General features: G+C 38.5%; 13 protein-coding genes. 10 read left to right on the forward strand and 3 right to left on the reverse strand.

The window, feature by feature from the left end; genetic code table 11:
• Positions 1–10 precede the first annotated feature (10 nt).
• From gtfA to PCY08_RS09445, 10 genes are all read left to right on the forward strand, one after another.
• Positions 11–1,531 carry an accessory Sec system glycosyltransferase GtfA gene (gtfA, locus tag PCY08_RS09400; protein WP_301560170.1) on the forward strand — a complete coding sequence of 507 codons (1,521 nt, stop codon included), beginning with the start codon at positions 11–13 and terminating at the stop codon, positions 1,529–1,531.
• Complete coding sequence (gtfB, locus tag PCY08_RS09405; protein WP_301560171.1) at positions 1,515–2,861, forward strand: accessory Sec system glycosylation chaperone GtfB; 1,347 nt, start codon at positions 1,515–1,517, stop codon at positions 2,859–2,861. Before gtfA ends, gtfB begins: the two co-directional genes overlap by 17 nt.
• A complete protein-coding gene (gene asp4 / locus PCY08_RS09410; RefSeq protein WP_045763912.1) occupies positions 2,854–3,033 on the forward strand; it encodes an accessory secretory system protein Asp4 in 180 nt (59 codons plus the stop codon). The genes gtfB and asp4 overlap by 8 nt, the downstream gene beginning before the upstream one ends.
• A 4-nt stretch (positions 3,034–3,037) precedes the next feature.
• Positions 3,038–3,262, forward strand: coding sequence for an accessory secretory protein Asp5 (locus PCY08_RS09415; protein WP_223140485.1), 225 nt, complete (start codon positions 3,038–3,040; stop codon positions 3,260–3,262).
• A 349-nt stretch (positions 3,263–3,611) separates the two neighbouring features.
• Positions 3,612–4,334 carry a pseudouridine synthase gene (locus PCY08_RS09420; RefSeq protein ID WP_301560172.1) on the forward strand — a complete coding sequence of 241 codons (723 nt, stop codon included), beginning with the start codon at positions 3,612–3,614 and terminating at the stop codon, positions 4,332–4,334.
• Positions 4,335–4,444: 110 nt separating this feature from the next.
• On the forward strand, positions 4,445–5,779 hold the full coding sequence (gene pepC, locus PCY08_RS09425; protein ID WP_301560173.1) for an aminopeptidase C: 1,335 nt from the start codon (positions 4,445–4,447) through the stop codon (positions 5,777–5,779).
• 138 nt (positions 5,780–5,917) lie between these two features.
• Entirely contained in the window at positions 5,918–7,234 is a 1,317-nt protein-coding gene (locus PCY08_RS09430; protein ID WP_001059646.1) for an ISL3 family transposase, read from the forward strand.
• Between the two features lie 261 nt (positions 7,235–7,495).
• Positions 7,496–8,074 (forward strand): DUF4230 domain-containing protein, encoded by a 579-nt coding sequence (locus tag PCY08_RS09435; protein WP_000493216.1) that lies wholly within the window; start codon positions 7,496–7,498, stop codon positions 8,072–8,074.
• Between the two features lie 166 nt (positions 8,075–8,240).
• Positions 8,241–8,486, forward strand: coding sequence for a hypothetical protein (locus PCY08_RS09440; RefSeq protein ID WP_004238875.1), 246 nt, complete (start codon positions 8,241–8,243; stop codon positions 8,484–8,486).
• Positions 8,487–8,848: 362 nt separating this feature from the next.
• On the forward strand, positions 8,849–9,244 hold the full coding sequence (locus PCY08_RS09445) for a leucine-rich repeat domain-containing protein (protein WP_075230488.1): 396 nt from the start codon (positions 8,849–8,851) through the stop codon (positions 9,242–9,244).
• 234 nt (positions 9,245–9,478) lie between these two features.
• Here the strand turns inward: PCY08_RS09445 and PCY08_RS09450 are convergent, their stop codons facing one another.
• Genes PCY08_RS09450 through PCY08_RS09460 form a run of 3 tightly spaced genes read right to left on the reverse strand, consistent with a single transcriptional unit; the run spans position 9,479 to position 12,236 of the window.
• Entirely contained in the window at positions 9,479–10,390 is a 912-nt protein-coding gene (locus tag PCY08_RS09450) for a PTS system mannose/fructose/sorbose family transporter subunit IID (RefSeq protein WP_045763029.1), read from the reverse strand.
• Positions 10,391–10,404: 14 nt separating this feature from the next.
• The gene (locus PCY08_RS09455; RefSeq protein WP_060955180.1) at positions 10,405–11,217 is read right to left on the reverse strand and encodes a PTS mannose/fructose/sorbose transporter subunit IIC; all 813 of its coding nucleotides are present in this window, start codon (positions 11,215–11,217) and stop codon (positions 10,405–10,407) included.
• A gap of 29 nt (positions 11,218–11,246) precedes the next feature.
• Positions 11,247–12,236 (reverse strand): PTS sugar transporter subunit IIB, encoded by a 990-nt coding sequence (locus PCY08_RS09460; protein WP_301560174.1) that lies wholly within the window; start codon positions 12,234–12,236, stop codon positions 11,247–11,249.
• Between the last annotated feature and the right edge of the window lie 428 nt (positions 12,237–12,664).

Below are 12,664 nucleotides of genomic sequence, written 5' to 3' on the forward strand. Positions count from 1 at the left end.
AGAGGACAATATGACAATTTACAATATAAATTTAGGAATTGGCTGGGCCAGCAGTGGTGTTGAATATGCCCAAGCTTATCGTGCGGGTATTTTTCGCAGCCTGCATCTGCCGTCGAAGTTTATCTTTACAGACATGATTTTGGGTGATAATATCCAGCATTTAACCGCAAATATCGGTTTTGATGATGACCAGGTTATCTGGCTTTACACTCACTTCACAGACATCAAGATTGCACCGACCAGTGTGACGGTAGATGATGTTTTGGCTTATTTTGAAGGTGTAGAAAGCCGTCGTGAAAGAAATGGGAAAATTGAACGAATCTTCTTCTCAGATGAAGACAAGTTTATCACTTGTTATTTGGTAGATGAGGAAAAAGATTTTGTCCAACATGTAGAGTATGTGTATGCCGGCAAATTGATCCGCAAGGATTACTTCTCATATACACGCTACTGCACAGAGTATTTTGCTCCTAAAGACAATGTAGCGACACTCTACCAAAGAACCTTCTACAATGAAGATGGGACTCCAGCTTATGAGATGTTCATGAATCAAGGGACTGAGGAAGTCTACCGTTTTAAGGATCGAATCTTATACGGGAAGCCGGCCTTGATCCGTTATTTCATGCAGACACTTGGGTTAAGTAAATCAGATCTAGTGATTTTGGATCGTGAGACAGGGATTGGTCAGGTGGTCTTTGAGGAAGCGCAGGCGGCGCATCTAGCGGTAGTTGTTCATGCGGAGCATTACAGTGAAAATGCGACCAATGATGATTATATCCTTTGGAACAACTATTATGACTACCAGTTTACCAATGCAGATAAGGTCGATCTTTTTATCGTTTCAACGGATCGTCAAAAGGAAGTTTTAGAGCAACAGTTTGCTCACTATACCTCGCACGCTCCTAAGATTGTGACCATTCCAGTTGGAAGTGTTGACCAATTAACAAAACCACTAGAGAGTCGTAAGCCATTTTCTCTCATTACAGCTTCGCGTCTAGCTAAGGAAAAGCATATTGATTGGCTTGTCAAGGCTGTGATTGAAGCTCATAAGGAATTGCCAGAATTAACCTTTGATATCTACGGTAGTGGTGGCGAAGAAGGACGTCTACATGAGATTATCGCTGCAGGTCAGGCAGAAGAGTATATTAAACTCAAGGGTCATGCAGAACTTTCCCAAATCTATTCACAGTATGAAGTTTATCTAACCGCTTCTACAAGTGAAGGCTTTGGGTTGACACTCATGGAAGCAATTGGATCAGGCTTACCATTGATTGGTTTTGATGTTCCTTATGGGAATCAAACCTTCATCGAAGATGGCGAAAATGGATATTTGATTCCAAGCTCATCTGACCATGTCGAAGATGAAATCAAGAAAGCTTATGCAGAAAAAATCTGCCAATTGTATTTGGAAAATCGTTTGGAAAGTATGAGAGAAAAATCTTACCAGATTGCTGAGAAATTCTTGACTCAAGAGATTTTGAACAAATGGGAGAAAACAATCAAGGAGGTAGTGGATGATTCAGTTATTTGATGTATACAATCAAGAAAGCCAAGATTTGCACTATAGTCTGACTGAAGCTGGACTGTCTGATTTGGCTGTGGTTATTGAACCCGATGGATTTTTACCAGATGGAGTTGTCTCACCTTTCACCTATTATTTGGGGTATGACAGCGGTAAACCCTTGTACTTTAACCAAGTTCCCGTCCCAGATTTTTGGGAGATTGCTGGTAATAATCAATTTGGGACTATCAATGACCTTAATCAAGAACGAGCAGTGATTCATTTTGCAGATGGCTTACAGGCTCGTTTGGTGAAAAAAGTCGAATGGAAAACACCAGCAGGCCGCATCTTTCAAGTAGATCACTACAATCGTTTTGGAGCTTGCTTTGCTAAGACTACCTTTGATGGATCTGGTCAAGCTATTATGACTTCTTATCGGAATGTAGATCAAAAAGAAGTTATTTTGGAAAACCATGTCACAGGTGATATTCTCCTGACCTTGGAAGGTCAAGGATTGCGCCATTTTTCTGGTCGAGTGGCCTTTATCATAGACTTCTTGCAAGGTTTGAGGGTGAATCTTGACCATATTCTCTTTAATACCCTATCTACCTCGTTTTTGACTTCCTTCCATTTCCCAGACAAATCAGGTCAGGATATCCTAGTTTGGCAAGAACCATTGCATAATGATATACCAGGAAATATGCAACTGATCTTGGAGAATGATCAACTTCGAGCTAAGACCATTATCATTCCAGATTATGCGACTTATGAACGCGCTCTGCAATTGACGGATGAAAAATTCCATCATAAGTTTAGTCACTTGGGCTATCATTATCACTTTAAGCGTGATAATTTTGTTCGTTCTGATGCCTTGATAGTGACCAATTCGGATCAACTAGAGCAGGTCGAAAAGCTAGTGGAAAGTCTGCCAAAGGTTACTTTCCGAATCGCAGCAGTGACAGAAATGTCGACCAAGTTACTGGATATGATCCGCTATCCCAATGTCGTACTCTATCAAAATGCCAGTCCTCAAAAGATTCAAGAGCTTTATCAGTTATCAGATATCTATTTGGATATCAACTACGGTAATGAACTTCTCCAGGCTGTACGCCAGGCCTTTGAGAACAACCAACTGATTCTAGCCTTTGAAGAAACAGCGCATAACCGTCGTTATATTGCCCCAAATCATATTTTCGCTAAGGAAGCAGTTGAAGACATGATTCAAACCATTGAGTTAGCTCTTTCTAACGTTACAGAGATGGGACAGGCGCTAGGTGAGCAAGGATATTATGCTAATTATGTAGATCCAATTACATACCAGGATAGGATGCAAACGATTTTAGGAGAAAGCCATGACTAAAAAAGATTTATTTTATGAGGATGTTGAAGGTCGTATGGAAGAGATGAAACAACAACCCATCAAAAAAGAAAAAGCTACACGTGGTGAAAAGATTAGTAAAACTTTCTCTTTCTTGTTGGGGTTAGTTATCTTGATTGGTTTATTATTTACTTTGATAGGACTTTTGAGGTAGTTAAATGACTGAATTATTGATAATTTTAACCATTATTTTAGCTATTGCCTTAATCATCCTTGTGACCATTCAACCAAGACAAACTCAAATTTTTTCTATGGATGCTACTAGTAATATCGGCAAGCCCAGCTATTGGCAAAGCAATACGCTTGTTAAAGTCTTAACCTTGCTTGTTAGCATATCACTATTTGTGTTGTTGCTCCTCTTTATGGTTTTAACTTTTAACTAATCGTTAACTGTATTGCTAGAACGTTTGATTTTAACAGTGAAGATTTAAAGAAATTTAAGTTTGAGGAGAAAATTTTAAGAAAACTTTTAGGAATCTAGTTTATACTATAAGCATAAGTTAAGGAGAACTTAACTTTAACTCCTAAAAATTTTTCATAATAATCTCCCTATAAAAAATCAAGTCGCCCAATCAGGCGGCTTATTTTTGTACTAATACTCAATGAAAATCAAAGAGCAAACTAGGAAGCTAGCCGCAGGCTGTACTTGAGTACGGCAAGGGGACGATGACGTGGTTTGAATTTGATTTTCGAAGAGTATAAGATTAAGATTTTTCATGGTATAATATCTTTATGAGATTAGATAAATATTTGGTTGCCTGCGCCGTAGGAAGTCGGACAGAGGTCAAAAACTTTCTAAAGGCTGGGCGCGTGACGGTCAATGGCAAAAAGGAAAAATCTGCCAAGCTGCAAGTCAATGAAGACACAGACGAGATTTGTTTTGATGGGCAAAAGTTAGACTACGAGGAGTTTGTTTACTATATGATGAACAAGCCCCAGGGTGTTATTTCAGCAACTGAAGATCCTAAACACAAGACTGTTTTGGATTTGTTGGATGATTTAGCTCGTTCAAAGGAAGTTTTCCCGGTGGGGCGTTTGGACATTGATACGCATGGACTCTTACTCTTGACCAATGATGGCAAGTTAGCTCATGCTCTTCTTTCTCCTAAACGTCATGTGGATAAGACTTATCTGGCACAGGTCAAGGGAATCATGACCCAAGAGGATGTAGAGAAATTTGCTCAGGGGATTCCGCTGAAAGACTTTACCTGCCAACCTGCTAGACTGGAGCTTGTAACCATAGATACAGAAAAGAATCAAAGCCAAATCCGTGTGACCATTGCAGAAGGGAAGTTTCATCAGGTCAAGCGTATGGTGGCATACTGCGGTAAGGAAGTCGTGGACTTGCAACGTCTGACCATGGGAACTTTGACCTTGGATGAAAATCTGAAGCGTGGGGAATGGCGTCGCTTGACCAAAGAGGAATTAGAAGGTTTGCTCGAAAGTGTTGGGTAAACTGTGTAATCTTTGAAAAAGGTGAGGAAAATATCCTTACCTTTTTCAGTTTTTGGTTGCTTCCTTTGTGAAAAGAGTTATAATAGACTGTAGAATAAAAGGAGGATTTTATGAACGCGATTCAAGAATCATTTACAGATAAATTATTTGCTAATTATGAAGCAAATGTCAAATACCAAGCTATCGAAAATGCTGCCAGCCACAATGGAATTTTTTCAGCCCTTGAGCGTCGTCAAAGCCATGTAGATAACACACCTGTTTTCTCACTTGATTTGACAAAGGACAAGGTCACTAACCAGAAGGCTTCTGGTCGTTGCTGGATGTTTGCGGCCCTCAACACTTTCCGTCACAAACTCATCTCTCAATACAAACTTGAAAACTTTGAATTGTCACAAGCCCACACCTTCTTCTGGGACAAGTATGAAAAATCAAACTGGTTCTTGGAGCAAGTCATTGCGACTGCAGACCAAGAATTGACAAGCCGCAAGGTTAGCTTCCTACTCCAAACTCCACAACAAGATGGTGGACAGTGGGATATGGTGGTTGCCCTCTTTGAGAAATACGGTGTCGTTCCCAAGTCTGTTTATCCTGAGTCAGTTTCATCTAGCAACAGCCGTGAGCTCAATGCAATTCTTAACAAATTGCTTCGTCAAGATGCTCAAATCTTGCGTGACTTGCTCGCTTCTGGTGCAGACCAAGCGACTGTTCAAGCTAAGAAAGAAGACCTCTTGCAAGAAATCTTTAACTTCCTTGCTATGTCACTAGGTCTTCCACCACGTAAATTTGACTTTGCTTATCGTGATAAGGACAACAACTACCAAAGCGAAAAAGGCATCACTCCACAAGAATTTTACAAGAAATACGTTGACCTTCCACTAGAAGACTATGTTTCTGTGATCAATGCTCCAACTGCTGATAAACCTTACGGTAAATCTTATACAGTTGAGATGTTGGGAAATGTGGTTGGTAGCCGTGCAGTTCGTTACATTAACGTACCGATGGAACGCTTGAAAGAATTGGCGATTGCCCAAATGCAGACAGGAGAAACTGTTTGGTTTGGTTCAGATGTTGGCCAGCTCAGCAACCGTAAAGCCGGAATCCTTGCGACAGATGTCTATGACTTTGAATCAAGCATGGACATTCAACTCACTCAAGACAAGGCAGGACGTTTGGACTACAGCGAAAGCTTGATGACTCACGCCATGGTCTTGACAGGTGTTGATTTGGATGAAAATGGTAAATCAATCAAGTGGAAAGTTGAAAACTCTTGGGGAGACAAGGTTGGGACAGATGGTTACTTTGTTGCCTCAGATGCCTGGATGGACGAATACACTTACCAAATCGTTGTTCGTAAAGAATTACTAACAGCAGAAGAACAAGCTGCCTATGAAGCAGAACCAATCGTCCTTGCACCATGGGATCCAATGGGTGCCTTGGCTGAATAAATGAGATATAAAAAGAACGGTTCTATAATTTTTAGGGTTGATGGAAATTTTCCACCAACCCTATTTTAGTGTATACAAAAAGGCCAACATCCATTATATTAAAAGCGCTGAAACCTAAAACAAAAGGATGATGACCATATGAACAATATACTAGAAGCTACACTACAAATCAAAGATAAAAACATTATTTGGGATAATAAAGTTCAAGAGAAGATATTTAAAAAGAGAAAATCTTTATTTTATGCAGCTACTTATACGCATAAACCAGAATTTTGTACCGTTTGTGGGTGTGTTAGCCGAAATAATAATATCGTTAAAAACGGCACGAAAACATCTCGTATCACTCTCTGTTCTGTTTCAGGCCTAGCGGCCTACTTAAATCTACGCAAGCAGAGATTTCTCTGTAGAGAATGCGGCTCTTCATTTACCGCAGACACTAGTCGAATCGTAGAAAAACACTGTCATATCTCTAAACGCTTAAAAAACGAAATTAAATCAAAAATAAGTGAAACAGTATCTGAAACCTATATCGCAAAAGAAACAAATGTTTCAGTTCATACGGTAAGACGTATCATAGATGATACAACACGTTTACTAAAGATTAAACCATTACACGATTTACCTGAGCATTTGTGTTTTGATGAATTTAAATCCGTCAAATCTTCCGATAGTAATATGAGCTTCATTATTTGTGATAGCACTACACACAAGCTGGTCGATGTTGTACGAGATAGAAAATCTTACAGCTTGAAAAAGTATTTTCATCGTTTTGAGCCTAAGACTAGATTAAAGGTAAAAACTATCTCCATCGACATGTACTTACCGTACATTCAATTAATAAAAGAAATGTTTCCTAACGCTAAAATTATCATTGATCCTTTTCATATCGTACAAGCTTTAAATAGAGAATTAAATCGAACTCGGGTACGTGTCATGAATAAGCATCGCTATAAAGACTCTAAATTATATCGAAAGTTAAAACATTATTGGAAGTTAATTTTAAAGAACTCTAATGAACTTCAGAACTATAAATATAATCGTTATAAGCTTTTTGAAAGCTTCATAACAAGTAAAGGAATCGTAGATTATATCTTAGAAAAAAATCCATCTCTTAAAAATGATTATGAGGTTGTACATTCACTTCGTGAATGTATACAGGATAGAGATTATATAGAATTCAAGGAAACGATTGAAGCAGCTACGCAATTAGACCTATCTCCTGGTTTAAAAAGAGTATTAAAGACTCTTATGACTTACTTGCCATATATTCAAAATACTTGTGAGTATCCAACTAGAACAAATGGCCCTATTGAAGGAATAAACAATAAAATAAAAGTGCTTAAAAGAAATGCCTACGGCTTTAGAAACTATTACCATTTTAGAAATAGGATTATTTTAATAACAAAAATGTTTGGCCCAAAACAAAAAGGAATTAAGCAACAATTAGTTGCTTAATCCCTTCCTAAATTTCTTCATCAACACTATTTGACAAAGAGCCCTTTTTTAGTGCTCAAAATAGCACTCAATTTTAAATGGATTTGGTGTTCAAAAAATATAATCAAATGCAACAAACTAATTTCATTTTTAATAGGCACAATTAATTTTAGAAGATAGTACGAAAAAATATTGACTATTTTCTTTAGAATGTGTAAAATTTAGATAGATTATTTAAAGTGAGGTTTTTTTATCTTGTCTATATTAAAGAAGAAAGTTAATATGTTTAGTGTACTATTGAATGTGGTATTAATAGCTATTATAGCTATTGGAGTGCTATTTTTCTTACCTAAGGAACATAAATCAGAAGTCAAATCGTCAATTAATATCGAAAGTATTGAAAAAGTGAATGAAGTTGTATTTTTGAATGCGGGAATTAATGAAATTATTTCTGAAACAAAAACAACTCAAGTTTTTGGGTTTGATGTGCCGTTCTCTAAAAAAGCAGCATTAGTAATTTTAAATTATAAAGCTAAATTTGGAATTAAAAGTAGTGTAAAGGTTGAACAAATAAGCGAAAAAGAATATAAGGTTATTGTTCCAAAATTGGAAGTAATTGGTGTTGAACTTTCAAAAGATAATCCTTATGATTTATATGATAGTCATGGAGAGTTATTAAGTGGAACTACAGAAGATATTGATACTGGGAAATTGGTCGCTAACCAACTTTCTAGTGATAAACAAGCAGAGTATTTAGATAAATTTAAGAGTGAAATTAAAGAATCTGCAATCAATTATTATAAAACAATATTTTCTTCAATGGATTCTGAAGTAAAAGTAACTATAGAATTTACAGAATAATTTTTGAAATACAAAACCCTGGCCATCTCTGGTCAGGGTTTTGTGTGGTTCTATAATTTTTAGGGTTGATGGAAATTTTCCACCAACCCTATTTTAGTGTATACAAAAAGGCCAACATCCATTATATTAAAAGCGCTGAAACCTAAAACAAAAGAATGATGACCATATGAACAATATACTAGAAGCTACACTACAAATCAAAGATGCACACAATGAAGGTGTTACATTCCATTTCTTAGAGAATATTAAAGAAGTATTGCGTGATGAGAGTGGGAAAGTAACTGGTGTAAAGGTTATTACAATGGAACTTGGTGAATCAGATGAAAGTGGAAGAAGATCAACGCATGAAGTGGCAGGTAGTGAACATATTATTCCATGTGACCTTGTCGTTGCAGCAATTGAACAAAAGTAGACTTTAGTGTTCTAGATGAAAGGTAAAAATTTGACTTTCGGTCAACATCAGAATACAATAGAAATGAACTAATAACAGGGGATGCATATTTAGGTCCTCAATCTATCGCAACCGCAATTAAAGGCGGGTGAGAAGTTGCGACAGAAGTACATGAATCGTTTAAAGAAAACACATAAATAACTTGTGGTGCCTTTCGTTTTTTTACTGGGAAAATTAAGGAACTATAGTTATAAATCCTTAAAGATATTAATATATTAACATGCGTATATTTATAGGAAGAAGGTTATGTCATCTATAGTTGTACTTCTGACGATAAGGTTGTTCGTGTACCAAAGGAAATTAAAGGTAAACCTGTTATCGCAATTGGAGAACGTGGTCTTGCGAACTTGAAACATTGTGAGGCAATCGTTTTACCAGATACAGTACGATATATTGGAAAAGGTGCGTTTACGATTGACAATAAGTTAAAGTATGTCCACTTTGGTAAGTCAATAGAAACAGTAGAAGATGATGTTTTCAACTCTGACAGTTCATTAGAATCAGTTGTATTCCCAGAAGGAACAAAGAGTATTGGAACATTAGTATTCTGGGGGACATCATCAATTAAATCTATTACAATTCCAGCAAGTGTAACAGAAATTACAGAATACTTCTATTTTGTGGATAACTGTAACCCAGATGTAGAAATCCATACACCTAAGGGATCAAAGGCAGAAGAAGTAGCTAAAGCAATGCAACTTAAAGTAGTAAATGACTAAAGGGGAATAGTATGAACAAAAAATTACTATCAGGCTTAGGGACTGACCCCAAAAAGTGAGAATTTAATAAAAACACCCTAGGGCTACCGTCTTCGGTATCCAACCGGAGACAGGTAGTCCAATTTTTGTTGGATTCTTTTTTCATTAGGTTCTTCATCAACACTATTTGACAAAGAGCCAAAAGAATCAGGTGATAAACCTGATTCTTTTTTTGTTTGTAAATTCTCACCGAGATTACATGATACCGAAGAAACGAGCTGCGATACCAACTACAAAGAGGGCAAGAATGATTGTGATTGGAGATACTTTTTTCTTAAGCAACCACATGCAAAGGAAAGTAAGGAGAAGTCCCATCAATCCTGGGATCAATGAGTTCAACTGTCCTTGAAGGGTTTGTGGTTGAACGCTATCCAAGCTCAATCCGCTAAGTGCTTGGCCGAGGATTCCCTTCAATTCTCCACCTGTAACAGGACCTTCTGGGAAGACGATGTAGGCACCTTCTGACAATTGTTTACCTGGAAGGTTGATAGTGAAGTTGATTGATACCCAACGTTGTACAAGAACGGCAAGGATGAACATACCAAGGATAGAAGCTCCTTTAGTGATGTCTTTCAAGATACCACCTGACATATCTTTAGTGATTTCAGATCCAGCCTTGTAACCAAACTCTTGTGTATACCATAGGAAAGACATACGGATTGCATTCCATCCAAAGAAGAAGAGAAGTGGACCAACGATGTTACCAGTTGCAGCAAGTGATGCACCAAGGGCACCAAGGATAGGACGAACTGTAAACCAGAAGACTGGGTCACCGATACCAGCAAGAGGTCCCATCATACCGATCTTAACACCTTGGATAGCAGCGTCATCGATTTCAGTACCGTTTGCGCGTTCTTCTTCAAGTGCAAGAGTAACCCCCATGATTGGGGCAGCTACGTATGGGTGAGTGTTGAAGAACTCGAGGTGACGCTCAAGAGCAGCAGCTTGGTCTTCTTTTTTAGTGTAAAGTTTCTTGATAGCTGGGATCAAAGAGTAAGCCCAACCCAAGTTTTGCATACGTTCGTAGTTCCAAGAACCTTGAAGGAATTGTGAACGCCACCAAACTTTTTGGCGATCTGATTTTGATAATTGAATTTTTTCAGCCATGATTGTTCCCCTTTCTAGTAGTCTTCTAGGATATCACCGATTGGATCGTTAGAAGTTGCAGCTCCTCCTCCGCCGTTTCCACCTTGTTTAGAAAGGTTGAGGTAGATGAAGGCAAGGGCAACACCGATGACACCAAGGGCAATCAAAGTCAATTGAGAGATTGCTGCAAGAGCAAAACCGATAGCGAAGAATGGCCATACTTCACGAGTAGCCATCATGTTGATAACCAATGCGTAACCAACGGCAACGACCATAGCACCACCGACAGCCATACCACCTTTAAGCCATTCTGGCATAAGGTTCAATACGCTTTGAACGGCTTCAGTTGGCATTGCAAGCAAGAGTGCAGCTGGGATAGCAATACGTAGACCTTGAAGAGCGAGGGCAAAGTAGTGAGCGCGTTCAACAGCTGTAATGTTTCCTTCTTTAGCAGCAGCGTCAGCAGTGTGAACCAAACCAACTGAGATTGTACGAACAATCATAGTCAAGAAAAGTCCAGCTACGGCAAGAGGTATTGCAGTAGCAGTTGCGACTGCGATACCTTCAGTAGTAAAGTTACCACCTTTAATCATGATGATTGCAGCGGCAACAGAGGCAAGGGCAGCGTCAGGAGCAACGGCAGCACCGATGTTTGCCCAACCAAGGGCGATCATTTGAAGTGATCCACCAAGCATAACCCCTGCTTCAAGGTTACCTGTGACAAGACCGATAAGGGTACATGCGACGATTGGTTGATGGAATTGGAATTGGTCGAGGATACCTTCAAGACCTGCGAAGAAGGCAACAACTACAACCAAGATAGCAGAAATGAATGAAATATCTGACATGGTTTTATTCCTTTTCTATTTAATGTTAATTATTGAACGTTAGCTTTGCTAATCAAGTCAAACAAATCTTTTTTAGTGTCGTTTGGTACTTTACGTACGTCAAATTCAACACCAAGATCACGCATTTTTTCAAATGTAGCAACGTCATCTTTGTCCATTGACAATACGTTGTTGACCATTGTTTTACCAGTTGAGTGAGCCATTGATCCAACGTTAAGAGTTTTGATTGGCACACCACCTTCGATAGCACGAAGGGCATCTTGTGGTGTTTCAAACAAGATAAGGGCATGTGTTTCACCAAAGCGAGGATCTTTAGCAACCTCAATCAATTTTTTGATTGGAACAACGTTAGCCTTCACTCCGTTAGGAGCCGCTTGTTTGATCAATTCTTTACGAAGGTCGTCGTTAGCTACGTTATCTGAAGCAACGATGATACGGTTAGCTTTTGAATCTGGTGTCCAAGCAGTTGCGACTTGCCCGTGAAGGAGACGTGTGTCAAGACGTGCAAGGTTGATTTTCAATTTACCGTCTCCGATAACTGTTCCTTCTGGAATAGCAGCTTGGGCTACAGGAGCAGCTGCAGCAGTTGCAACTTCCTCAGCTGGATTTAGCTCTTCTGGAAGAGCCTTGATGCCATCTTTGGCCTCTTTAATGATGTTTGCAGCGACTTTATCCACTCCAGCAGCAGCGTCCATAAGGCGCTCTGTGTAAGCTTGGATCAACATCGGTAAATTAAGTCCTGTGATGATGGCAAATTTACGCTCAGGGTTTTCTCCCATTACGCGGCTAGCTTGGTTAAATGGAGAACCACTCCAAAGGTCAGCCAAGACTAGAACCTCATCTTCTGCGTCAAATGCAGCCACAGCATTGTTGAACTTGGCGTATAAATCATCTGGACCTTCGTTTGGCATAAAGGTTACAACTTGAACCTTTTCTTGTTCACCAAAGATCATAGATCCTGACTGATGAATACCCGCGGCAAATTCACCGTGGCTCGCAATAATGATTCCGATACTCATTATTGTCATTCCTCCTTATAAAATGTTTGACTTGTAGTTTAAGAAAACTTTAAGACTCCTTAAGTATAAATCGTTTTCAGAAAAAAAGCAACTAATTATAATAAAGAGTGAAAAAAATCTCAAAGTTTCATCTTTGCAAATATTGATATATCAACTTTTTATAAAATCGTCTATAAAATGGTAAAAAAATTTAATATAAAAAAGCAGAGGGACTAGGAAGTTTACGTCAGTAGTGCTCTTGGGCGTCTAAAAAATGCCCCAAGTCCAATTAGTTGTCGTGTCAAAATTTTATTACAAAAAAGGCTCTATAATATTTGTAGTGGGTAAATCCCCTATGGATCTTATGGAGCCTATTTTTGTGTAGAAAAAAAGTCCCATAAGATCTATAATGAAAAGCGACCAAACCATCATTAGAAAGAATCATATGG

Source organism: Streptococcus sp. SO4 (genome assembly GCF_030440055.1).
GTDB classification, from domain to species: Bacteria; Bacillota; Bacilli; order Lactobacillales; family Streptococcaceae; genus Streptococcus; species Streptococcus nidrosiense.

Bases quoted from the DNA above. Each gene is read 5' to 3' on its own strand.
- PCY08_RS09435 (WP_000493216.1), top strand. From the start codon at position 7,496: ATGTTTAGTGTACTATTGAATGTGGTATTAATAGCTATTATAGCTATT.
- PCY08_RS09440 (WP_004238875.1), top strand. From the start codon at position 8,241: ATGAACAATATACTAGAAGCTACACTACAAATCAAAGATGCACACAAT.
- pepC (WP_301560173.1), top strand. From the start codon at position 4,445: ATGAACGCGATTCAAGAATCATTTACAGATAAATTATTTGCTAATTAT.
- PCY08_RS09420 (WP_301560172.1), top strand. From the start codon at position 3,612: ATGAGATTAGATAAATATTTGGTTGCCTGCGCCGTAGGAAGTCGGACA.
- PCY08_RS09415 (WP_223140485.1), top strand. From the start codon at position 3,038: ATGACTGAATTATTGATAATTTTAACCATTATTTTAGCTATTGCCTTA.
- PCY08_RS09430 (WP_001059646.1), top strand. From the start codon at position 5,918: ATGAACAATATACTAGAAGCTACACTACAAATCAAAGATAAAAACATT.
- asp4 (WP_045763912.1), top strand. From the start codon at position 2,854: ATGACTAAAAAAGATTTATTTTATGAGGATGTTGAAGGTCGTATGGAA.
- gtfB (WP_301560171.1), top strand. From the start codon at position 1,515: ATGATTCAGTTATTTGATGTATACAATCAAGAAAGCCAAGATTTGCAC.
- gtfA (WP_301560170.1), top strand. From the start codon at position 11: ATGACAATTTACAATATAAATTTAGGAATTGGCTGGGCCAGCAGTGGT.
- PCY08_RS09460 (WP_301560174.1), bottom strand. From the start codon at position 12,236: ATGAGTATCGGAATCATTATTGCGAGCCACGGTGAATTTGCCGCGGGT.
- PCY08_RS09450 (WP_045763029.1), bottom strand. From the start codon at position 10,390: ATGGCTGAAAAAATTCAATTATCAAAATCAGATCGCCAAAAAGTTTGG.
- PCY08_RS09455 (WP_060955180.1), bottom strand. From the start codon at position 11,217: ATGTCAGATATTTCATTCATTTCTGCTATCTTGGTTGTAGTTGTTGCC.